The organism is Sphingomonas sp. SFZ2018-12 (assembly GCF_022496715.1).
Classification (GTDB): Bacteria; Pseudomonadota; Alphaproteobacteria; order Sphingomonadales; family Sphingomonadaceae; genus Sphingomonas.
The window spans coordinates 1803798-1825417 of sequence record NZ_WTFM01000001.1 but is presented as its reverse complement, the minus strand read 5'-3'; the positions used below and the strand labels follow the sequence as shown (position 1 = coordinate 1825417).

The window sequence follows — 21620 nt, the reverse complement described above, 5'->3', positions numbered from 1 at the left end:
CTGCGTGCGGAGAAGGGCGTCACCCCAGCGAAGGCAGGGGTCTCAAGCCACGAGCGCGCTTGGTCGGCATGAGGTCCCGGCTTTCGCTGGCACGAAGGCTAATTGACAATCCTCACACCTTGACCAGCATCTTGCCGGTGTTCTGGCCGGTGAACAGGCCGAGGAACGCGTCCGGCATCTGGGCGAGCCCATCGACCACGGTCTCCTGGCGCTGCAGCTTGCCCGCGGCGTGCCAGCCGGCCATGTCGCGGTAGAATTCGCCGGCGCGCGGCAGGAAGTCGCTGACCAGAAACCCCTGAATGCGGATGCGCGCCGCGATGGTGCGGGCGATGTAGCGCAGCTCGGTCGCCGCGCCGCTGTTGTAGATGTCGATCATCCCGCAGATCGCGAAGCGCGCGTTCAGCCGCGCATGGGCGAATGCGGCGTCGAGATGTTCGCCGCCGACATTGTCGAAATACACGTCGATGCCGTCGGGCGCGGCCTGGCCGAGCGCCTTTGTGACCGGCACGCCGGCCTTGTAATCGATGACGTGATCCGCGCCGAGTTCGCGCACCCACGCGCACTTGTCGGCACCACCGGCCGACCCGATCACCGTCATGCCGCGCGCCTTGGCGATCTGTACGACGGTCGATCCGACCGCGCCGGCGGCCGCGGAAACGAATACCGTGTCGCTCGGCTCCGCGCTCGCCACCGCAAGCAGGCCGAAATAGGCGGTCAGCCCGGGCATGCCGAACTGGCCGAGAAACGCCTGCGGCGGAACGTCGATCGCCGGCAGCTTCTGGACCTCGCGCGCGTCGAGCACCGTTTCGTCGCGCCATCCCGCCATGTGCTGGACCCAGTCGCCGACCGCGATGCCGTCGGCCGCGGATTCGACGACTTCGCCCACCGCGCCGCCCGTCATCGGCTCGCCCAGCGCATAGGGCGCGGCATAGCTTTTCACGTCGTTCATCCGCCCGCGCATGTACGGATCGACCGACAGCCAGCGATTGGCGACGCGGACCTGGCCCGGCGCGAGCGCGGGCAGCGTCACGTCGCGCAGGGCGAAATCCGCCATGACCGGCATTCCGGCGGGGCGGCGTTCAAGGTGCCAGGCTTGCGCCATCTCATTCTCTCCCAGTTCCGATGATCTTGTTCCCGCGGCTTTGGCCGTGGCCCGTCCGAAAAGCAATGCGATGCGGCATTCGCGATACGGTCCCGGGTCGCCATCTCGGGAGAAAAGCGAGGGAAACGGATCGCGCGGCGGGACGACGCGAAACCCCGTTGCGCGGCGGTCAAACTGTCGCTAGAGGGTGCGGCCTTCCGGCGTACCGGAAGGCGAGGGGCGGGGCTGTAGCTCAGATGGGAGAGCGCTGCAATCGCACTGCAGAGGTCAGGGGTTCGATTCCCCTCAGCTCCACCACCCCGCCGCACCGCGCGCCGACGTGCCCCCATTTCGATCTGGTGCGCGGGTGAGTGAATCGCCGCGCATCACGCTGCGGCAGCTCCGTTATTTCGTCACGCTGGCCGAAACGCTGCACTTCCGCCGTGCTGCCGAGCGGGAGAGCATTTCACAACCGTCGCTGTCGCTCCAGATCCAGCGGCTGGAAAGTGTCCTCGGGGCGACGCTGGTCGAACGGGGTAGCGGCCCCGTCGTGCTGACTCCCGTCGGGCGCGAGGTGCTCGAGCGCGCGCGCCGCGTCCTCGCCGATGCCAGCGAGATCGAGCAATTGCCGATGCAGTCCGACGACGGGCTCGGCGGGGTGCTGCGCCTGGGCGTCTCGCCGACCCTCGGCGCCTACCTCATGCCCCAGACGGTGGCTCAGCTTCACCGCGAGCATCGCAGCCTGCGCCTGCACGTCCGCGAGGGGCTGCCCGAAGACCTGATCGCAGCGCTGGTCGTCGGCGATCACGACATGGTGCTGGCGCAGCTCCCCGTCGCGGATGCGCGCGTCCAGGTCGAGCGGCTGTTCCGCGAACCGCTGCTCGTCGCGATGGCCGCTGACGATCCGCTGGCGCGCGCCGATCGGCTGGAGCCGTCAGACCTGGCGGGGCGCGGGCTGCTCACGCTTTCGCCGCAATACCGGCTGAGCGATCAGGTCCGCGCGATCGCCAACGCCGCGGGCGCAATCGTTCTGCGCGATTATGAAGGCACCAGCCTGGACGCGATCCGCCAGATGGCGGGCATGGGTATGGGGCTGGCGCTGCTGCCAGAGCTCTATGTCCGCCAGGAAATCCGTGGCGGGGAAGGGGAGGATGTCGTCGTGCGCCCGATCCGCGGCGGGCGATGGTATCGCGAGATCGGGCTGATCTGGCGTGTCGGCTCGGGACGCGCGCCAGCCTATCGGCGGATCGGCGCGGTCATTCAGCAGATCGTCGCGAATGCAGGGGTGCGGTGATGCGGATCGGCCTCGATAAGGGGACTGCGCAATAGGTTAATCCTATCGACAGGATAGTGGTGTCGTGGTTGTCCCAATCATATAATGCGCGCATGTGCTGACGAGAGCGCAATATTTCACCAACTCGGGGAGACGGCATGGCGGCAAATGATGCACCCAAGCGCACGCTCGGCCTGAACGAGGTCTTTCGCTGGACCAACGAGATTCTGGCGCCCGACGGCGCCTATTTCCGGCTGGCGCTCATCTATGGCCTGGCGATTAGTCTCCTGACACTTGCGACGCCAATCTCGGTCCAGCTGCTGATCAACAGTGTCGCGAACACCGCGCTGCCCGCACCGCTGTTCACGCTGGCGGGCGTCCTGCTGCTGCTGCTGTTGATCTCGGGCATCCTGTCGGCGTTCCGCACGCATCTGATGGCGCTGTTCGAGCGCCGGCTGTTCGCGCGGCTCGTGGCAGAGATCACCGTGCGCGCGGTTCACGCCCAGAACCCGTTCTTTGGTGACTCGCGTCGCGCCGATCTGTTCAACCGCTATTTCGACCTGGTCGTCATCCAGAAATCGGTGCCCAGCCTGCTGATCGGCGGCTTCACGATCATCCTGCAATCGGGCGTGGGGCTGGCGGTGACGTCGTTCTACCACCCGTTCTTCCTCGCCTTCAACGTCCTGCTGGTGTTCCTGGTCTTCGCGATTTTCCAGCTCTGGTCGGGCCGCGCGATGCGGACGGCGGTCAATCTCAGCCATTCCAAGCACAATACCGCCAAGTGGCTGGAAAGCGTCGGCGCCTCCAACGGCTTCTATAAATCCAGCCGGCACCTGTCGTTCGCGATGGACCGTTCGGAAAGCTTCACCGCGACGTGGATCGCCGACCATCGCCGACATTTCCGCTACAGCTTCATTCAGACGGTCGCGCTGCTGCTGCTCTATGCGTTCGCCAGCGCGACGCTGCTCGCGCTCGGCGGCTGGCTGATCATCCAGGGGCAGTTGTCGATCGGCCAGCTGGTCGCGGCCGAACTCATCCTTTCGGGCGTGTTCTACGGGATCAGCCAGCTCGGCACCTATCTCGAGACCTTTTACGACCTCGTGGCGGGTCTCGAGGAAGTCTCGCTGCTCTACGCGATCCCGCAGGAAAAGATCATCGCCAACGCCGCAGCGCCCGAAAGCGGGGCGATCCGCCTGCGCGACGTCGAATTTGGCGGTGCGCGCTTCGACCTGGCCGTCGAAAGCGGCCAGCGGCTGGTGGTCATCGCCGAAGCGGGGGCCGACCATGCGATCGCGCGCCTGCTCAAGCGCCACGTCCAGCCCGATCGCGGCATCGTGTCGGTCGGCGGTGCCGATCTCGCCGCGCTCGACATGTACCTGCTGCGCTCCGACATCGTCGTCTATGAGCGCCCCACCATCGTCGAGGTCAGCATCCGCGAATATCTCAATCTCGCCTCGGCGACGGCGAGCGCCAGCGACACGCTGGATGCGCTGGCGGTGGTCGGGCTCGACCAGCGGGTTGCGCAGCTGCCCGACGGGCTCGACACCGTGCTGTCCAGCTCCGGCTGGCCGCTGTCGATCAGCGAGGTGATGGCACTCAAGCTCGCGGCCGGGCTGTTGATTCAGCCCAAGCTGATGATGCTGTCGTCGCTCTACGACGTGTTGCCGCCCGATCGCCTCGCGCGCGCGCTCGACCTGTTGCGCCCGGCCGGCACGACCGTGCTGCTGTTCACCAAGCGGCCCGAGGCGGTGAAGCTCGACGGTTATCTTTGGCTGGGCAACGAGCGCCAGCTGCGCTTCGCCACGCTGGACGATCTCCAGGAATATCTTGCGTCGGAGGCGGCCCATGCCCTTCCGCTCTGAACATATCGTCCATTTCAAGACGCTGGCGTCGCTCCATCCGCCACGCGTCACCCGCGCGCTGGCGATCATGATCGTGACGACGATCATCGTCACCACGCTGATCCTGTGGCTCGTGCCGTGGGTCCAGACCGCGCCGGGGACGGGGCAGGTGATCGCGCTCGACCCGCGCGATCGTGTTCAGTCGATCACCGCCTTTGTCGGCGGCCGCGTCGATCGTTGGTACGTCCAGGACGGCAGCCAGGTGAAGGAAGGCGATCCCGTTGCGCGCGTCGTCGATCTCGATCCATTGCTGCTCAGCCGGCTGGCGGCCGAGCGCGCGCAGGTCGAGGCAGAGATCGCGGCGGCGGAACAGGCGATGAAGGTCGCGCAGCTCGACGTCGCCCGGTCGCGCGAACTGTTGGGCGAGGGCCTGATCGCGCGGCGCGACTATGAACTCGCGCAGATCAAGGTTGCCGAGATGCGCGCCAAGATCGCCAGCGTCAGCGCCAAGCTCAATCAGATCGACGTGTCGATCAACCGGCAGTCGGCCCAGATCGTCCGCGCCCCGCGCGCCGGCCGCATCCAGCAGATCAATCCGGCGGCGGGCGCGACGCTGGTCAAATCGGGCGACGTCCTCGCGACTTTCGCGGCGGAAACGCCTGACCGGGTGATCGAGCTGTATGTCGATGGTCGCGACATCGCGCTCATCCACCCGGGCCGGAATGTCCGTATCGAGTTCGAGGGCTTCCCCGCCTTTCAATTCTCCGGCTGGCCGACGCTCGCCCAGGGTTTGTTCGAGGGCCGCGTGCGCTCGATCGACCCTTCCGCTTCCGTCAACGGGCTGTTCCGCATCCTGATCGAGCAAAAGCCCGGCGCGGTGCGCTGGCCCGACGCGCGCTATATCCGCTTGGGCGCGAAGGTGCAGGGCTGGGTCCAGATGGAAACCGTGCCGGTCGGCTACGAGCTGTGGCGCCAGCTCAACGACTTCCCGCTCGAATTCCGCCGCCCGGCCGACGAACCGACCGGGAGCGCGGCCAAGGGCGATGCGGCGACAAAGAGTGGCAATGCCCCGGCTTATTGAGGCGAGCGGGCGCGGCGCGCTGGCGGCGGCGGCGGCGACGGCGACGGCGCTGCTCCTTGCGACATCCGCCGCGCTGGCCCAGACGATCGCCCCGCTTCCCGCCACCGTCGCGCCCGCCGCGCCGTTGCCGCCGGTGGCGGGCGTGCTGACGCTCGACCGCGTACTCGCCGGCTCCGCGCGCTTCGCCCCGCAGATCGTCGAGGCGTTGCAGCGCGCACGCGCCGCCGACGGGCGCTCGCTCGCGGCCGAAGGCGCGTTCGACACGGTGTTCTCCGCCGAAGGGCGAAGCCGCGTCGCGGGCTTTTATGACGGCACCTTTGTCGAAGGGAAGGTCTATCGCCCGCTGACCAGCAATGGCGGCCAGCTCTATGGCAGCTATCGCCTCTCCCAGGGCGATTTCCCGATCTATGAGGATCAATATTACACCAATAGCCTCGGCGAGGTGAAGGTCGGGGCGCTGTTCGCGCTGATGCGCGACCGGTTCATCGACGACCGCCGTTTCGGTGTCGATGTCGCCCGGCGCGAGGCTGACGCCGTAGCGCTGGAAGGGCGGATGGTCGCGATCGGCGTGCAGCGCCGGGCCATCGCCGCCTATCAGAACTGGGTGGCCGCCGGGCTGCGTCTCGCGGTCTATCGCGAGCTGCTGGCAGTCGCGAGCGAGCGGCAGGAAAATCTGGAGGGCCAGGTCGCGCGTGGGCTCCGCCCGGCGATCCTCGCGGTGGAAAACCGCCAGAACATCGTCCGCCGCCGGACGCTGGTGACGCAGACCGAGCAGCAGCTCGCCAACGCCGCCAACGCGCTGTCGCTCTACGTCCGCGATGCCGAGGGCAAGGCGGTGGTGCCGACCGCGGCGCAGCTGCCGTCCACGCTTCCCGCCATCCCCGCGACCCCGGCGATGACCGCGATCAGCGATCGTCCCGACATCCAGGCATTGGAGAACCGGCTGCAGCAGGCCGAGCGCAAGCTGGCGCTCGAACGCAACAGTCTGCGTCCGCGCCTCGACGTTCGGGTCGAAGCGGGCAAGGACCTGGGCAACGTGGCCGAGGGTGGCCGGTCGCGCACCGCGGCGGAGGGGATTGTCGGCGTCACCTTCTCGGTCCCGCTCGAACAGCGCGGCGCGCGCGGCCGCATTGCCCAGGCCGAGGCCGAGATCGAGGCGGTTCGCGCCCGGCGACAACTGCTCGAGGATCAGATTCGCATCGAATTGAACGGGTTGGGCATCGATGTTCGCGGTGCGGGCGAACTGCTGTCGCTCGCGACCCAGGAAGCCGAGCTCGCCGAGCGGCTGGCGGCTGCGGAACGGCGCCGCTTCGCGCTAGGGGCGAGCGACCTGTTCCTGGTCAATCAGCGCGAGGAAACCGCCAACGACGCGCGGCTGCGGCGGGTGGAGGCCGAGTTCCGGCTGGCGGCTGCGCGCGCCGAGCTGGCGGCGGCGAGCGCCGACCTCGACGTGCTGGGGCTGCGCTGAGGCTTTGGCCGGATCACGGTTTTCGCTTCGCGTGGAGTGACGCTATGTCGCCACGATGACGTCGCCCGTTGCCCAGCCCCCGATTCCCGCTGCGACGCTGATCCTGTTTCGCGATCGCGCCGGCGCGCCGCCCGAACTGCTGTTCGTCGAACGATCGCCGGCGATGCGGTTTGCCGGCGGGGCGATCGTCTTTCCCGGCGGCCGGATCGACGCGGCGGACTATGCGCTCGCGCGCCTGCAGACAGATGACGATGCCGCCATGGTCGAGCGCGCCGCGCGCATCGCCGCGATTCGGGAGACGGCGGAAGAGGCGGGCGTCGCGGTCGGACTGACCGGCGAGGGCGATTTGTCGCGCCTCCGCCGCGACCTGGCGGGCGGCATGGCGACGGGTGCGGCGCTGCATGACGCGGGCTATGCGCTGGCGACCGACCGTCTGACTCCGTTCGCGCGCTGGTGCCCCGATTTTCCGCATGCGCGCGTCTTCGACACCCGCTTCTACCTGGCGCGCGCACCCGATGACATGGCGATGCCGGAGGTCGACGGCACGGAAAATGTCCGCGTTTTCTGGGCGAGTGCGGCCGACATTCTGGACCAGGCCGACCGGGACGAGGTCCGTCTGATCTTCCCGACGCGCCGGACGCTGGAGCGACTGGCCGGCTATGCATGCTTCGCCGATGCGTTGGCCGACGCCGCCGCATGGCCGATCCGCAAGATCACGCCCTGGGTCGAGCGGCGCGACGGGGTCGACATGCTCTGCATCCCCGACGATCTGGGCTACCCGGTTACCGCGTCGCCCGCCGATGCGGCGTTCCGGGCATGAAGGCGCTGCGCCGCGCCGCGCAGGCGGCGGTGGTCGCGGCGATCGTGCTGGGAATGTTGTTCGCGGCTTATGCCTGGTTGCGCAGCCGGCCGCAGGACCTGCCATGGACGCCGCTCGACCTGGCGCAGCCGATCGGCATCGCGACCGGCGGCAAGCTGACCGCGCTCACGCGTGATTTCGCGCAATGCCGCGCGTTGCTTGACCAGGCGGGGGTGCGCTTTCAGCCGCTCGCTGCGGTGACGGAGGGTGCGTGCGGCTATGCCGACGGGGTCGAGCTGCAGCCGGGGGGCGCCCGCCGCATCGCTTTTCGCCCCGCGCGGCTGGGTATGGCTTGCCCCGTCGCCGCGTCGCTGGCGTTATGGGAATGGCAGGTCGTTCAGCCCGCCGCCGAGCGCCACTTCGGAAGCAAGGTGACCGAGTTTCTCCACCTGGGCAGCTATAATTGCCGGCGGATGTACAGTCGGGAGACGGGACCGCTCAGCGAACACGCCACCGCAGACGCGGTCGACATCGCCGGTTTCGTCCTGGCCGATGGGCGCAGGATCACCCTGCTGGCGGACTGGGATGATGCGGGGCCGGCGGGCGCATTTCTGCGCGATGTGCGGGATGGCGCGTGCGACCTGTTCGCGACGACGCTGTCACCCGAATACAATGCGGCGCATCGCGACCATTTCCACCTCGATCACGCCGATCGTGGCGCGATGCGCTGGCGGGTGTGCCGCTGACGACCGGCGGCAGGGTACCGGCGCTCAGTTCGGCAATGCGGTCGCGTCGATCTTTTCGACCCAGGCGGGATAAAAGGACGGCTGGCGCGTCGACCAGCCCGATGCAGTCGCCGCCGCTTCGCTGATCGACTGCAGCAGCCGCCGGCGAAGGTCGGGGTGAAGGTGCGGCAGCGCCGCCGCCGAGCAGAAGGCCGCCGGCAGCCACGGACGCACTTCCGCACCGATCAGCCGTTCATAGAGGAAGCGATAGGCCGAGAAGTTGGTCAGGCGACCCTGGCCCAGATCGAAGGCCGAAATCGTGACCAAAGGCGCCATGAAGCTTTCGACCGCGTCGAGGCCGCTGTCATCGGGCACCATCGCGCGAATGTCGGGAAGGCGTTCATAAACGCGCGCCTGTGCGCGGATGCTTGCCGCCTCGACGACGTCGCGCGACCACAGGGTCATCGCATCGTCGCGGTCGAGCCCGATGTCGAGCGAACGCCGCACGTAACGCTGCGTCCCCGCCGCGAACCCGGCAAATTCCTTCATTTCCGCCAGCGTCATTGCGCCTTGTGCTGGCTTGGACCGTGCACCCATTGCCTGCTCCACCCGCTCAAAATCCAACGGCATCAACATGCGCCCGAATGGTTAACCATGTCCTTAACCACTCTGACAGCCGTCATTCACCATCGAATCATACAAACTGCTGCGTTGCAACAAAATTTGCCCGTTGCGATGACGGGCGATCCAAAATGTCTGTGGATATTCGTGCTGCGCAACAAATTCGCAGGTGGTCGCGCGGCTGGTCTTTCGACTCGGCGAGGGTCCGCGGGGGGTTCCATCCGGTCGTCGCCGGTTTCACACCGCTCGCCCGATAAGCAGCCCGCGCCCCCTTTTCCGGGGCCGCGCCGCCTGCTCAGATCGCGACGTCCAGGGAAGGAACAGGCCGGGGGGTTTGAATGCAGCCGACGACGATCCTTTCGCGCATGGTTCTGGTCGTGATGTGCACGATCGGCACGATCAGTCCCGCGGCCGCCCAGTTCTGGCAGTGCGCACCTTATGCGCGCGAGATTTCCGGCATCGAGATTTACGGCAACGCCGAAAGCTGGTGGGATCAGGCCGCCGGGCGCTACGATCGCGGCAGCCGGCCGGTCGAAGGCGCGGTGCTCAGCTTCGCGCCGACGAAGCGGATGCGTCTGGGGCATGTGGCGATGGTCTCGCGCGTGATCAGCGACCGCGAAGTGCTGCTCACCCATGCCAACTGGTCGCGTCGCGGCGGTATCGAACGTGACGTGCGCGCGATCGACGTCTCGGCGGCGGGCGACTGGAGCGAGGTGCGCGTCTGGTATGCTCCGATGGGCGATCTGGGCATCAGCGCCTATCCGACCAATGGCTTCATCTACGCCCGGGCGCCGGGCGCGGACGTGATCCCGCAGGGCCCGGCATCGGGCGGCGCGGAACGCGGTCAGGTACTCACCTTCGACTGAACGCACGCCGCGCCAGCGCGCTGCGTGCGTCCGGCGACCTCCGGTCTCAGGCTGCCTTGCCGGGCGCGAAGTTCAACGCCACGCCGTTCATGCAATAGCGCTGGCCCGTCGGGGCCGGCCCGTCGTTGAACACATGGCCGAGGTGCCCGCCGCACCGGCGGCAGACCACTTCGGTGCGCGGAAAGCCGAGCGAGAAGTCGCGCCGCGTCTTCACCGCATTGTTGAGCGGTGCCCAGAAGCTCGGCCACCCGGTGCCGCTCTCGAACTTGGTCGAGGAGGAGAAGAGCGGCAGCGCGCAGCCGGCGCAAGTGAACACGCCGGCGCGCTTTTCCTTGTTCAGCGGGCTGGTGAACGGACGTTCGGTGCCTTCCTGGCGCAGCACATAGAATTGCTGCGGGGTCAGCCGCTTCTTCCACTCGCCCTCGGTCAGGCTGACCTCGAAACGCTCGGTGCCCGAGCCCTCCGCCGCGGTGCAGCCCACCGCGAGCGCGGCTGCGCTGGTCCCGGTGATCTTCAGAAACTGGCGACGCAGAAAATTCATCATGGGTGTCCCTAACCGGATTGATGCCTCATATTCGTCGGGCGACGCAAAAAGGTTTCACGGCGTCGGATGCAACGCGTCGCGTTCGGCCGCGTTGGCGGGGCAGGGCGAAAATCGAACACCGGAAAGGCGGCACCATGCCACTGACACGCGACGAGGACATCCGCGCATTGCTCGAATCAGCACGCACCATCGCCATGGTCGGCGCCTCCGACCGGCCTGAGCGTGCATCGAACGGCGTGATGAAATTCCTCCAGGACCAGGGCTATCGCGTGATCCCGGTAAATCCGCAGATCACCGGCGAGCATGTCCATGGCGAGTTCGTATTTCGCGAGCTTGCCCAGATCGGCGTGCCGATCGACATCGTCGACATTTTTCGCAACTCGGCGGCGGCGGGCGAGGCGGTCGATGACGCGATCGCTGTCGGCGCGAAGGCGGTGTGGATGCAGCTTGGCGTCGTCAACGCGGATGCGGCGCAGCGTGCCGAGGCAGCCGGGTTGAAGGTCGTGATGGACCGCTGCCCGATGCAGGAGATTCCGAGGCTCGACGTCAGGCCGGTCGCTGGATGAGATAGTTCATCCGCGCGGATGCGATCGGACGGTCGCGATCGTCCTGCCACGCGATCGCCTCGACATTGGCGATTCGGGTGCCGACTCGGGTGACGATACCGATTGCACGAGTCGGCTTGTCGCGGCCGCCGCGCATGAAATCGACGGTTACGTTGATCGGCTTCACCCGCGCCGGGTCGTCGCCGAGCGCGTGATAGAGCGCGACGATCGCCGCCATCTCGAGCAGGCCGCCAATTGCTCCACCATGGAGGAAACCCGGACGCCCGATCACGTCGCGGGTGAACGGCATGACGAGCACGGGCGCGCCGTCCGCAGCGACCGGCGCGTCGAACGTCAGGCCGAGCAGGTCGGCATAGGGCGGCAGCTTCATGACGGCATGTCCAGCAGCATGAAGGTGCCGGCGACATGCGCGATCGGATCGGCGCTGTCGCCGTCATGCGCCTGGCCGCGGACGAACGCGATCGAGCGCGTCAGCCGATAGCATTCGCCGCGTCCGATCACGCTGTGGCCGGGGCGCGCGGCGCGCAGATAGTCGATGCGCAGGTCCATCGTCGCCTGCGGCGCGAACCTGCCCTGCTTCAACCACGCACCGATGCTCGTCGCCATGTCCATCAGCGTCAGGATCGGCCCCGATGCGATCACGCCCGTCGCGACATCGCCGATCAGCCGCGGATCATAGGGCAATGCCAGCTCGCACCAGTCGGCGCCGTGCGCGCGATATTCGATGCCGAGCGTGCGCCCGTGCCCGTCCGAACGCGCGGCAAAGAACCGGGCGGGGTCGAAATGGCGATCGGCGAGCGGCGGCGTTTCCATCATCCGGGCTGCTAGTGCGCCGGGCATTTGCGATCAAGCGGCGCGCACACCGTTCCGAAACGGACCAGTCGGCTGTGGCGGTGGGATGGCCGCAACGGCAGCGTCCCGCACGCCGCAGCCGGCTGCTGCGGCAGGCTGAAATCAAGGGGGAAATATCATGACCGACGCCGGAACTCGCCGGATCATCCGGGCGTGCGACATCGCCGACCTGGCGATGCCCGTCGCGACGCTGGGGGCGATCCGCACGTGCGAACGGATCGGCGACGACGTGTTCGAATCGACGATCAGCATTGCCGAGATCGTCTATGAGCTCCACCCGGACTGAGCCGAGCGCGACCCAGTGGCGCGACGGCGCGGCGCGTTCGCGCGAATGGGCCGCGTCCTGGGCGGCGGACGCTGAATGGCGGCAGCTGATCGCGCCCATCGACGCCGCTGGCACGCTGGCCGACCTTGTGCCGGCGGCGCTGGCGCTGCTGCATGAACCTGGCTGGTTCGAGGCAATGGTCGCGCAATGGCTGGCGATCATCGTCGCCACGCCGCTCGCCGAGCCGCCGGTGCGATCGAGCCGCGACGCCGCGCGCCGGACGCTGCTGCTCCATGATGGCGCGACCGCCACGATCACTGCGACCGTGCTGCCCGACGGGGTCGCACCGCCCGCCGGAGCGGGCGCGTGGCGCGTGGCGCGATCGGGGCGCTGGTCGGCGACCTGTTATCTGCGCGCTGGCGGCGTGCGCATCGAACGCTGGCGGCTTCGCTCCGATGTCCCGTGCCTCGTGCGAGAACCCGACCTGTTGCCCGCCGATCGTTCGGTCGTCGTCACCGACGGTCGAACCATGGCGCAACGCCTGGTGCAGCCGGTGCCGCAGCCGATCGTGATGCTGTCGGTCAGCGCGCGTTTGGGGGCGGCGGCCAGTGTTCACGAGCATGATGCCGGTGACGGCAGCCTGATCCGCGTCGCGACCGCCGACGACGGGGCTGCGCGCAGCCAGATGCTGCTTCGGCTGCTGCGCGCGCTCGATCATCGTGGTGCGGCGGCGCAGTTCGACGTCGCCAGCCGAGACGAGACCGCGTTTCTGCGGTGGGAGGCAATGCGCGAATGGCTGATGCTGGGTGACGCGACCGCGGTGACGCGCCTGGGCGAGGTTGCAGCCGACGACCCTGACCCCGATGTCCGCGCCGCCGCCGCCGCTACGCTGGCCCGCCTGCACGCCTGATGCCGCTGGTTCTGGCCCCGGGCGCGGGCGATCCGATCGGCCTGGAGGCGCTGGGCGACGCGCTGGCGACCGCGCGCCTCGACCCCCGCGACGATGATGCATTCGCTTCGCTCGGCCCCTTGCTTGCGCAGCTGGGGCGCAACCGCACCTTTCTGGGCGATCTGGCGGTTGCCGAGCTGTCGGCGCGCGGCCGGGCGGCGGTGCCGCGCGGTGCGGGCTACGGCCCCCAGGTCATGATACTCCGTCCGTCCGATGGCCGCTTCCTGGTCCGCGCCAATTTCTGGCCCGCCGCCGAGGACGCGGTGCTGCGCGCCAGCGGCCCCGAAGCGTTCTTCTACGGCTTTCCCCATGATCACGACTTCGCGTTCCTGACCTATGGCTATCTGGGGCCGGGCTATTGGAGCGACTATTACGAGGCCGATCCGGCGCGGATCACGGGCGTCCCCGGCGCACCGGCGCACCTGCGCTTTGTCGAGCGTGCCCGGCTCGAACCGGGGCGGCTGATGCTTTATCGCGCGCACCGCGACGTGCATGTTCAGGCGCCGCCGGATGCATTCTCGGTCTCGCTCAACATCCTGCGCCACGATCCCGGCCAGCCCTGGCGCGACCAGTATCGCTTCGACATCGCCGGTAATCGGGTCGCCGCCAATCTGAGCATGACGAGTGCCGAGGCGCTGGTTGCGATCGCCGCACAGCTGGGCGGCAACGGCACCGAAATCGCAGCGTATCTGTTCCGCACGCATCCATGTGCGCGGATGCGGGTGACCGCGCTCGACGCGCTGATCGCGGCGTCGGGCGGTGAGGACGCGCTTGCCTGGGCCGAAGCCGGCGCGCGCGCGACCGACGCCCGCGTCGCCGGCCACGCCGAACGATGGATCGCGCGGGCCTTGCAACGCAACGGTTGACGACGCATCGTCGGCCCGGCTGCACGGGGAGCGGGATGATGAGCGAACAGCGCGTGACGATCGATCTGGTGGACGGCGTCGCCGATGTGCGGCTGGCCCGGCCCGACAAGATGAACGCGATCGATCCGGCGATGTTCACCGGCATTTGCGACGCGATCGACCGGCTGGGGACGATGGCGGGCGTGCGCGCGGTGGTGCTGTCGGGCGAGGGGCGCGCGTTCTGTGCGGGGCTCGACATGGCCAGCATGGCGACCGGCGGTTCGGGCATCGACCTGGATCATCGCCCCTGGGGCGATGCCAATATCGTGCAGCAGGTCGCGTGGGGGTGGCGGACGCTGGCCGTGCCGGTGATCGCTGCCGTCCACGGCCTTGCGTTCGGCGGCGGGTTCCAGATCCTGTCGGGTGCCGATATCCGCATCGCGGCGCCGGGCACGCGGCTGTCGATCATGGAGATGAAATGGGGGATCGTGCCCGACATGGCGGGCTTCGCGCTGTGGCGCACCACCGTCGCCGACGATGTCCTGCGCGAGCTTACCTACACCGCGCGTGAATTCAGCGCGGAGGAAGCGGTGGCCATGCGTTTCGTTACCCGCATCGCCGATGATCCGCATGGCGAGGCGATGGCGCTGGCACGGGCGATTGCGGCGCGCAATCCGCTGGCGATCCGCGCGGCCAAGCGGCTCGCCAATCTGGCCGCGGATGCCGATGCTCCGACGATCCTGAAGGCCGAAAGCGACGAACAGCGCCGGCTGATGCGCTCACCCAACCAGGTCGAAGCGGTGATGGCGAACATGCAGAAGCGCGCGCCGGTGTTCGCTGACTGACCCTGGCGCTGGCGGATCGGGCTCAGTAGCGGCTGAGCTCGACCGGCAGCTTGCGATAGCCGTGGACGAAGCAGGCACCGATCCGTTCGGGCGCGCCGACGACGTTGACGCGCAGCCGGCGCTTGGCCATTTCCTCAATCAAAATGCCGATCTGCAGCTCGGCCAGCCGCGCACCGACGCAGCGATGGATGCCGTGCCCGAACGCCAGATGCCGGCGCGCATTGGGACGATCGACGCGGATCGAATCGGCGTCGTCGAACACGCTTTCGTCGCGATTGGCCGAGACGTACCACAGCGCGATCTTGTCCCCGGCCTTGATCTGTTGCCCTGCCAGCACCGTGTCCTGCGTCGCGGTGCGGCGCATGTGGCTGAGCGGCGTCTGCCAGCGGATGATTTCCTGCACCGCATTGGGGATCAGCGCCGGATCGGCCTCCAGCTTGGCGCGCTCGTCGGGGAACTGGTCGAGACCATAGGCAAAGGCAGTCATCGAGTTGCGCGTCGTGTCGTTGCCGCCGACGATCAGCAGGATCAGGTTGCCCAGAAACTCGTTGGGCTCCATTTCCGCCATCGCGTCGGAATGCAGCATCATCGAAATCAGGTCGGGCGTCGGATCCTTGCCGATCTTCGATTGCCATAGCTGGCCGAAATAGGCGGCGCATTCATACAGGTGCCTCAATCGCTCCTGGCGCTTTTCCGCATCCTTGACGATTTCGATGTCGCCCGCCCAATCGGACCAGAAGGTCAGCTTGCGCCGGTCCTCCCACGGAAAGTCGAACAGGATCGCCAGCATTTGGGTGGTGAGCTCGATCGAGACGTTGTCGACCCAGTCGAACGTCTCGCCCACCGGCAGCGCGTCGAGGATCTCGGCGGTGCGCTGGCGGACGTTGGGATTGAGGCGGATCATCTCGCTCGGGGTGAAGGCCGGGGCCACCGTGCGCCGCTGGCCGGTATGCTTGGGCCGATCCATGGCGATGAACATCGGCATCCGCACGTCACCCTCCTGCAGGTCGGCGACGGTGATCCCCGCGACCTCGGAGGAATAAAGGTCGGGCAGCGATTCCACCTCGACGATATATTTGTAGTTCGACACCGACCAGTACGGCCCGAAGTCGCTGTTCGCACAATAATGGACGGGCGCATCGGCGCGCAGCTTGCGGAACGGTGCATGCCAGGTGTCGTCGCGATACAGCTCGGGCCGCGTCACGTCGAACGGGTCCGCCGCTGTCCCGGCTTCAGTCTCGGTCGCGATCGTTGCCATGCTGCCTCTCCTCTGTGCGAAGAGAAGGGCTAGCTGACACGAATGTCAATAGCGCCGCTTTCCGAACCAGCGGATTTTCGGCCCGGCCGACTGCAATACGCCGCGACGGAACAGCGACGCGCCCAGCCAGATCGTCAGCGACACCCACAGCAGCTGCCATGCCAGCGCGGCGAAATGCGGCCACAATTGCGCCGACGCCGCTGCCTTGCCGGCCATGGCAAAGGGCGAGCTGAACGGGAACACCTCCGCCAGGGTGGCGAACCACGCGTCGGGATTGGAAACCGCCGCCGCCGACAGTCCGAACATCGCGACCTGGAAAATCGTGATCGGCAGCGACAGCATCTGGATCTCGCGCTGCGTCGACGCCTGCGCCCCGATGCTCAGGAACACCGCGCCCAGCAGCATATAGGCCATGGTGAAATAGCCGAAGAACAGCAATGCGAACGGGACGATGCCGATCGCCGGGGTCAGGTCGGCGATCCGTCGCGCCGCATCGGGCGGGACGAAACCGACGATATTCGCGCCGATCACGCTCCAGAAGCCCAGAAAGAGCACCGCCACGCCGAACATGCCGATCAGCTTGCCCAGGAACACACTCTCCAGCGGCACCGCGGCCGCCAGCACCTCGATCACCTTGTTCGACCGCTCCTCCGCCATCGTCCCGACCGCCTGGCCGGCGAGCAGCAGGGTGATGAAGAACAGCCCGAACACCGCAAAGAATGCACTGCCGTTGCGCCCGACCAGCGACGGCGTGTCGCGTTCGACCGCGCGGATCACCGGCCGCGACAGCGCGGCCTGCGTGCCGAGCCGCCGGGCGGACAGCACTTCGTCGGCCAGCCGCGCGAGATACCGGCCGTGGCGGATGCTGGGCGGATTATAGAACACCGTCGGCCGCGCGAGCGGGCCGCTCATCGTCGCGGTGACGGCGGAGTTCTTCGCGCGGAACATGGCGGTTGCCTGGGCGACCGGATCGCGCGCGGGCGTCGCAAAGGTCAGCTCGGGCGGCAGCTCGTCGGTGCGGAACAGCGTGCGCAACGCCCGGTCGGCGGCGCGCAGCTCGGCTTGGTCGGCCGGGCTGACGATCGCGACGAGCCGCAATTTGCTGCCGGCCGAATCGGCGACCGTCGCCGCACCCAGCCCGCCGATCGCGGCAAAGCCGGTCATGATCAGTGGCGCCATCAGAAAGAGCAGGAAGGTGGGGGTGAAGACGGTGGCGACGAAGTCGCGCCGCGCGACGGTCAGCGTCTGGCGGGCCAGCCGGCGAAACTTGCTCATCGCACGTCTCCCGCGGCTTCGGCCCCGACGATGCGGACGAACGCCTCATGCAGGCCGGGCCGTTCGATCGACAGCCCGGAAATGCCGAAGCCCGCATCGATCAGCTTGACCAGCGGTGCCTCGATTCCCTCGTCGGGCAAGGTGAAGCGCCATCCCTCGCCCTCGCGCTCGGCATCGGCGGGCAGCAGCGCGGCGATCGCGTCGGATGGGCGGTGGGGCACATAATGCGCGCGCATCGGCAACATGCCGCGTGCCTCGGCGACGGTGCCCTCGAAACGCCGCTTGCCGCCGGCGATGATCGCCAGCCGGTCGCACAGCCGTTCGGCATGTGCCATGACATGCGTCGAGAACAGGACGGTCGCGCCGCGGTCGCGCTCGGCAAGGATCAGCTTTTCCAGCCGTTCCTGGTTGACGGGATCGAGACCGGAAAAGGGTTCGTCGAGCACCAGGAACCGGGGCCGGTGCACCACCGCCCCCAGCAGCTGGACGAATTGGGCCATGCCCTTGGACAGCTTGCGGATCTTGCTGTCGACGGCGTGGCCCAGCCCCGCACCCTCCATCAGCTCGACCGCGCGCTTGCGCCCCGTGGCCCAGTCGAGCCCGCGCAGCGCGCCCATGAACGCGATCGCCTCCTTGGCCTTCATGCCGGGATAAAGCCCGCGCTCCTCGGGCAGGTAGCCGATCAGGTCGCTGGCATCGCGCGGGCTGTCATGGCCCAGCAGCGTGCGGTGCCCCTCGTCCGGCTCGATGATGCCCAGCAGCATGCGCAGCGTCGTGGTCTTGCCCGCGCCGTTGGGGCCCAGCACGCCATAAATGGAGCCGAGCGGCACCTGGATGTCGACCCCGTCGACCACCCGCCGGCCCGCGAAACGCTTCACCAGCCCCGATGCGCTGAGCGCAAGATGATCGTTCAAGCCATTCCCCCTTCACGCCAAGGCTGTGGTAGCGGGGGGATGTGTCCGAACACAAGCCACTGGAAGCACGAATCAGGGCGAAAGCCGCCGAACTGGGCTTTGTCGCGTGCGGAATCGCGCCGGCCGACGCCGCACCGCGCGCCGGCGAGCGCCTGCGCCGCTGGCTGACGGACGGTTGTCACGGGTCGATGATCTGGATGGAGGAACGCGCCGACCAGCGCTCCAGCCCCGCCGGCCTATGGCCGGACGTCCGATCGGTGATCGCGCTCGGCATGAGCTATGCCCCGGCGACCGATCCGCTGGCATTGGCGGGGGCGGGGGATCGCGGCCGGATCTCGGTCTATGCCCAGGGCGCGGACTATCACGACGTGGTCAAGCGCGCGCTCAAGGCGCTGGGCCGCTGGCTGGCGGATACGGCGGGCGCACCGCTCAAGATATTCGTCGACACCGCGCCCGTCATGGAAAAGCCGCTCGCCGAAGCCGCGGGCCTGGGATGGCAGGGCAAGCATACCAATCTGGTCAGCCGCGACCATGGCAGCTGGCTGTTCCTGGGCGCAATCTACACGACGCTCGATCTTGCGCCCGACTCGCCGGGCGCCGACCGCTGTGGCTCGTGCAGCGCCTGTCACGCGGCCTGTCCGACGGATGCGTTTCCCGCCCCCTATCGCCTCGATGCGCGACGTTGCATCTCCTATTTAACCATCGAGCATAAGGGGCCGATTCCCCATGAATTTCGTGCCGCGATCGGCAATCGTATCTATGGCTGCGACGATTGCCTGGCGGTGTGCCCGTGGAACAAGTTCGCGCACGCCGCCGCCGCCAACCGCGCCTTTGCGCCGCGCGCCGAGCTTGCCGCGCCCATGCTCGGCGACCTGCTCGCGCTCGACGACGCCGGCTTTCGCCAGGTGTTTGCCGGGTCGCCGATCAAGCGGATCGGCCGCGACCGCATGGCGCGCAACTGTCTGATCGCGCTGGGCAACAGCGGCGATGCGGCATCCCAGGGGGTGGCGGTGGCGCTGCTCGACGATCCCGCACCGGTCGTACGCGGTGCGGCCGTGTGGGCGTTGGCGCAGCTCGATCCGGCGCGTGCGGCGGCGGAGCGTGCGGTCCGAGCGGGGGCGGAGATCGACGCGGATGTGTTGGCGGAGTGGAATGCACTTGGGTCCTGAAACCAATCGGCGTCATGCCAGAAAAGGCTGGCATCTTGCGCGAACGACAGCGCGCCGGCGCGGCGGGAAGCCCCAGCCTTCGCCGGGGCGACGGGATTGGGGCGAAGGATGCGCCGAATATACCCCTACCGCCGGGTCAGTGCCGCGACGCAACTTGCCCGGTCGATCGGGCCGCCGCTGCGCTGGCGCGCGTCGATGTGCTTGACCACCGGTACGCCGCTGCCGTCGGCGTTGGGGGGATAGAGATAGGTGTCGAGCACGCACAGCCCGCTGCCGAACTGCAGCTTGCGGCCCACGCCCTCGCTCGTCTCCAGGATCGGCTTGCCGAACGCGCGGACCAGCGCGGCTTCGTTCTGGCCCAGCACCCGCTCAAGCCCGGCGGTGCGGTAGGTCGGCGGCGCGACCGCGCGCGGCGCAGTGGCGGGCGGGGGCACCGCCGCGCATCCGCTCATCAGCAACGCGGTGGCGATCAGGACGGAGCGGGGCGGATAATTCACGATTTCCTCCGGTGAAACAGATGCGTGGCCATCGCCGCGCCCAGGATCGGCGCTGCGAGATTGAGAATCGGGACGAGGAACAGCGCGGTGCCGATTGCGCCCAGGACCAGCCGCTCCCCGCGGGTGCGCGCCCGCCAGTCGGGCAATGCATCGAGGGGCAGGTGACGTGCCGCGATCATGTCGCCCAGGTCGCGGCCAAGCAGCCAGCTGTTTACCGCGAAGAACGCGATGGCCGGGCCGATCGCGGTGAACAGCAGGATCAGATAGACCGGCGCGAGCAACAGGTTGAAGCCGATCGCGCGCGCGGCGGATGCGATCGCCATGCGCAGCGAGGGCAGGAACGCGACATCGCGGGCGCTCGCCAGCCGGTCGGGATAATGCCGGGCCTCGACCGCGCGCACGATCTGGTCGCCGAACATGCCGATGACCGCGACCGCAACCGCCCGGAACAGCAACCATGCACCCAGCACCACCGCCAGCACCGCGACGGCGCCGGCCAGCTCCTGCCACCATCCGGTGCCGCCCGCCCAGCCGGCCGCGCGCCGTGCAAGCCACCAGCATAGCGGACCGAGTGCCGCGAACAGCGCGACCGTTACCGCGAACGACTTGAGCATCACGCTCCACACGGGACGATCGTCGAGCTGGCGCAGCGACAGGATGAGTGCGTTCAGCATCGCGCACCGTTTGGACTGGGCCGGCGGCGCGCGTCAACGCGGTTGCGCGACGCCGGCCCACTGGCTACGGCGCCGCCAACCCGAACCGACCGGAGACCCGAGTGACCGAAGCCGCCTATGATGTTGTCGCCATCGGCAATGCGATCGTCGACATCCTTGCCCAGGCCGATGACGCCTTCATCGTCCAGGAGGGGATGACCAAGGGATCCATGCAACTGGTGTTCTCGCCGGAGGAGGCCGACGCGCTCTATGCCAAGATGGGCCCCGGTCGCGAGGTATCGGGTGGTTCGGCCGCGAACACCGTCGCCGGCATCGCGACGCTCGGCGGCAAGTGCGGTTTCATCGGCCAGGTCGCCGACGACCAGCTCGGCCAGGTCTTTGCCCACGACATCCGCGCGTCGGGCATCCGCTACGACACCCCGGTGCGGTCCGGCGCGCCGACCACCGCGCGCTGCCTGATCTTCGTCACTCCCGATGGCCAGCGGACGATGAACACGTTTCTGGGCGCGTCCCAATTCCTGCCCGAGGCGGCATTGGACCGCGACCTGATCGCCAACGCGGCGATCCTGTATCTCGAAGGCTACTTGTGGGACCCTGAAGAGCCGCGCCGGGCGATGCGCGCCGGGATCGACATTGCCCGAACCGCCGGGCGCCGCGTCGCGTTCACGCTTTCGGACGTGTTCTGCATCAGCCGCCACGGCGACGATTTCCGCGCGCTGATGGCCGACGGGTTGATCGACATCCTGTTCGCCAATGAAAACGAGCTGCTCGCACTGTGCCGGACCGACGATTTCGACGCCGCCGTTGCCAGCGCGGCGGCGCAGGTGCCTACCCTGGTCGTGACCCGTAGCGAGAAGGGCGCGATCGCGGTCCAGGACGGCGCGCGCGTGGAGGTTGCTGCCGAGCCGATCGACCGGGTCGTCGACACGACGGGCGCGGGCGACCTGTTCGCGGCGGGCTTCCTTCATGGTCAGGCCCAGGGGCGCGATGTGGCCACGTCGCTGCGCATGGGCGCGATCTGCGCGGCAGAGATCATCAGCCACTATGGCGCCCGGCCCGAGGTCGATTTGAAGGCGCTGGTGGCGCAGAAGCTGGGCTGAACTGGCAGGCGCGTTTTGTCACCAACTTGGCCCGGTTAAGCCCCTCCCCTGAAGGGGAGGGGTGAGCCAGGGTGATCTGGTTCTCAACAACCAAAAAGGCCGGGGAGCGCTC

At 68.0% G+C, this 21620-nt stretch carries 24 protein-coding genes and 1 tRNA gene; 15 read left to right on the top strand and 10 right to left on the bottom strand.

Going from position 1 to position 21620, the window contains the following annotated elements:
• Positions 1-112: 112 nt before the first annotated feature.
• Complete coding sequence (locus tag GO308_RS08640) at positions 113-1102, bottom strand: NADP-dependent oxidoreductase (RefSeq protein WP_240885134.1); 990 nt, start codon at positions 1100-1102, stop codon at positions 113-115.
• 221 nt (positions 1103-1323) lie between these two features.
• Between GO308_RS08640 and GO308_RS08635 the strand changes: the two genes are divergently transcribed.
• The 7 genes from GO308_RS08635 (at position 1324) to GO308_RS08605 (ending at position 8289) form a co-directional block, all read left to right on the top strand.
• Positions 1324-1399: transfer RNA gene (locus GO308_RS08635), tRNA-Ala, on the top strand.
• A 49-nt stretch (positions 1400-1448) separates the two neighbouring features.
• Complete coding sequence (locus tag GO308_RS08630; RefSeq protein ID WP_240885133.1) at positions 1449-2375, top strand: LysR substrate-binding domain-containing protein; 927 nt, start codon at positions 1449-1451, stop codon at positions 2373-2375.
• Between the two features lie 137 nt (positions 2376-2512).
• Positions 2513-4216 (top strand): ABC transporter ATP-binding protein, encoded by a 1704-nt coding sequence (locus GO308_RS08625; protein ID WP_066476689.1) that lies wholly within the window; start codon positions 2513-2515, stop codon positions 4214-4216.
• A complete protein-coding gene (locus GO308_RS08620; RefSeq protein ID WP_066476686.1) occupies positions 4200-5276 on the top strand; it encodes an HlyD family efflux transporter periplasmic adaptor subunit in 1077 nt (358 codons plus the stop codon). The genes GO308_RS08625 and GO308_RS08620 overlap by 17 nt, the downstream gene beginning before the upstream one ends.
• Positions 5260-6744 carry a TolC family protein gene (locus tag GO308_RS08615; protein ID WP_240885132.1) on the top strand — a complete coding sequence of 495 codons (1485 nt, stop codon included), beginning with the start codon at positions 5260-5262 and terminating at the stop codon, positions 6742-6744. The genes GO308_RS08620 and GO308_RS08615 overlap by 17 nt, the downstream gene beginning before the upstream one ends.
• A 55-nt stretch (positions 6745-6799) precedes the next feature.
• Positions 6800-7564 (top strand): NUDIX domain-containing protein, encoded by a 765-nt coding sequence (locus GO308_RS08610; RefSeq protein ID WP_240885131.1) that lies wholly within the window; start codon positions 6800-6802, stop codon positions 7562-7564.
• Complete coding sequence (locus GO308_RS08605; protein ID WP_240885130.1) at positions 7561-8289, top strand: extensin family protein; 729 nt, start codon at positions 7561-7563, stop codon at positions 8287-8289. Before GO308_RS08610 ends, GO308_RS08605 begins: the two co-directional genes overlap by 4 nt.
• A 24-nt stretch (positions 8290-8313) precedes the next feature.
• On the opposite strand, the gene GO308_RS08600 is transcribed toward GO308_RS08605, so the two are convergent.
• On the bottom strand, positions 8314-8865 hold the full coding sequence (locus tag GO308_RS08600) for a hypothetical protein (RefSeq protein ID WP_066476677.1): 552 nt from the start codon (positions 8863-8865) through the stop codon (positions 8314-8316).
• 389 nt (positions 8866-9254) lie between these two features.
• Here GO308_RS08600 and GO308_RS08595 point away from each other — a divergent pair, with 389 nt between their 5' ends.
• On the top strand, positions 9255-9755 hold the full coding sequence (locus tag GO308_RS08595; RefSeq protein ID WP_240885223.1) for a CHAP domain-containing protein: 501 nt from the start codon (positions 9255-9257) through the stop codon (positions 9753-9755).
• Between the two features lie 46 nt (positions 9756-9801).
• Here the strand turns inward: GO308_RS08595 and msrB are convergent, their stop codons facing one another.
• Positions 9802-10296, bottom strand: a complete 495-nt coding sequence (msrB, locus tag GO308_RS08590) for a peptide-methionine (R)-S-oxide reductase MsrB (protein ID WP_066476711.1) — start codon at positions 10294-10296, stop codon at positions 9802-9804.
• Positions 10297-10433: 137 nt separating this feature from the next.
• Here msrB and GO308_RS08585 point away from each other — a divergent pair, with 137 nt between their 5' ends.
• On the top strand, positions 10434-10865 hold the full coding sequence (locus tag GO308_RS08585; RefSeq protein ID WP_066476672.1) for a CoA-binding protein: 432 nt from the start codon (positions 10434-10436) through the stop codon (positions 10863-10865).
• Here the strand turns inward: GO308_RS08585 and GO308_RS08580 are convergent.
• Both GO308_RS08580 and GO308_RS08575 read right to left on the bottom strand, forming a co-directional pair.
• On the bottom strand, positions 10846-11235 hold the full coding sequence (locus GO308_RS08580; protein ID WP_066476669.1) for a PaaI family thioesterase: 390 nt from the start codon (positions 11233-11235) through the stop codon (positions 10846-10848). The two genes, GO308_RS08585 and GO308_RS08580, sit on opposite strands and share 20 nt — an antisense overlap.
• Complete coding sequence (locus GO308_RS08575; protein ID WP_231726047.1) at positions 11232-11705, bottom strand: PaaI family thioesterase; 474 nt, start codon at positions 11703-11705, stop codon at positions 11232-11234. The genes GO308_RS08580 and GO308_RS08575 overlap by 4 nt, the downstream gene beginning before the upstream one ends.
• Before the next feature lie 130 nt (positions 11706-11835).
• Between GO308_RS08575 and GO308_RS08570 the strand changes: the two genes are divergently transcribed.
• From GO308_RS08570 to GO308_RS08555, 4 genes are read left to right on the top strand one after another with little or no spacing between them, the layout of a single operon-like run.
• Positions 11836-12003, top strand: coding sequence for a hypothetical protein (locus tag GO308_RS08570; protein WP_156437621.1), 168 nt, complete (start codon positions 11836-11838; stop codon positions 12001-12003).
• Positions 11984-12892, top strand: coding sequence for a hypothetical protein (locus GO308_RS08565; RefSeq protein WP_240885129.1), 909 nt, complete (start codon positions 11984-11986; stop codon positions 12890-12892). Before GO308_RS08570 ends, GO308_RS08565 begins: the two co-directional genes overlap by 20 nt.
• Positions 12892-13797, top strand: a complete 906-nt coding sequence (locus tag GO308_RS08560) for a transposase (protein ID WP_240885128.1) — start codon at positions 12892-12894, stop codon at positions 13795-13797. The genes GO308_RS08565 and GO308_RS08560 overlap by 1 nt, the downstream gene beginning before the upstream one ends.
• A 38-nt stretch (positions 13798-13835) precedes the next feature.
• On the top strand, positions 13836-14621 hold the full coding sequence (locus tag GO308_RS08555) for a crotonase/enoyl-CoA hydratase family protein (RefSeq protein WP_240885127.1): 786 nt from the start codon (positions 13836-13838) through the stop codon (positions 14619-14621).
• A gap of 22 nt (positions 14622-14643) precedes the next feature.
• Here GO308_RS08555 and GO308_RS08550 read toward each other — a convergent pair whose 3' ends face one another.
• Genes GO308_RS08550 through GO308_RS08540 form a run of 3 tightly spaced genes read right to left on the bottom strand, consistent with a single transcriptional unit; the run spans position 14644 to position 18068 of the window.
• Positions 14644-15879 carry a cytochrome P450 gene (locus tag GO308_RS08550; RefSeq protein ID WP_240885126.1) on the bottom strand — a complete coding sequence of 412 codons (1236 nt, stop codon included), beginning with the start codon at positions 15877-15879 and terminating at the stop codon, positions 14644-14646.
• Positions 15880-15924: 45 nt separating this feature from the next.
• A complete protein-coding gene (locus GO308_RS08545) occupies positions 15925-17154 on the bottom strand; it encodes an ABC transporter permease (RefSeq protein WP_066476654.1) in 1230 nt (409 codons plus the stop codon).
• Positions 17151-18068, bottom strand: a complete 918-nt coding sequence (locus tag GO308_RS08540; RefSeq protein ID WP_066476652.1) for an ATP-binding cassette domain-containing protein — start codon at positions 18066-18068, stop codon at positions 17151-17153. Before GO308_RS08540 ends, GO308_RS08545 begins: the two co-directional genes overlap by 4 nt.
• Before the next feature lie 41 nt (positions 18069-18109).
• Between GO308_RS08540 and queG the strand changes: the two genes are divergently transcribed.
• A complete protein-coding gene (gene queG, locus GO308_RS08535) occupies positions 18110-19237 on the top strand; it encodes a tRNA epoxyqueuosine(34) reductase QueG (protein WP_066671449.1) in 1128 nt (375 codons plus the stop codon).
• A gap of 125 nt (positions 19238-19362) precedes the next feature.
• Here the strand turns inward: queG and GO308_RS08530 are convergent, their stop codons facing one another.
• Positions 19363-19734 (bottom strand): hypothetical protein, encoded by a 372-nt coding sequence (locus tag GO308_RS08530; protein ID WP_240885125.1) that lies wholly within the window; start codon positions 19732-19734, stop codon positions 19363-19365.
• Entirely contained in the window at positions 19731-20408 is a 678-nt protein-coding gene (locus tag GO308_RS08525; RefSeq protein WP_240885124.1) for an EI24 domain-containing protein, read from the bottom strand. Before GO308_RS08525 ends, GO308_RS08530 begins: the two co-directional genes overlap by 4 nt.
• A gap of 101 nt (positions 20409-20509) precedes the next feature.
• On the opposite strand from GO308_RS08525, the gene GO308_RS08520 reads away from it, so the two are divergent.
• Positions 20510-21508 carry an adenosine kinase gene (locus tag GO308_RS08520; protein ID WP_240885123.1) on the top strand — a complete coding sequence of 333 codons (999 nt, stop codon included), beginning with the start codon at positions 20510-20512 and terminating at the stop codon, positions 21506-21508.
• The last annotated feature ends 112 nt before the right edge of the window (positions 21509-21620 follow it).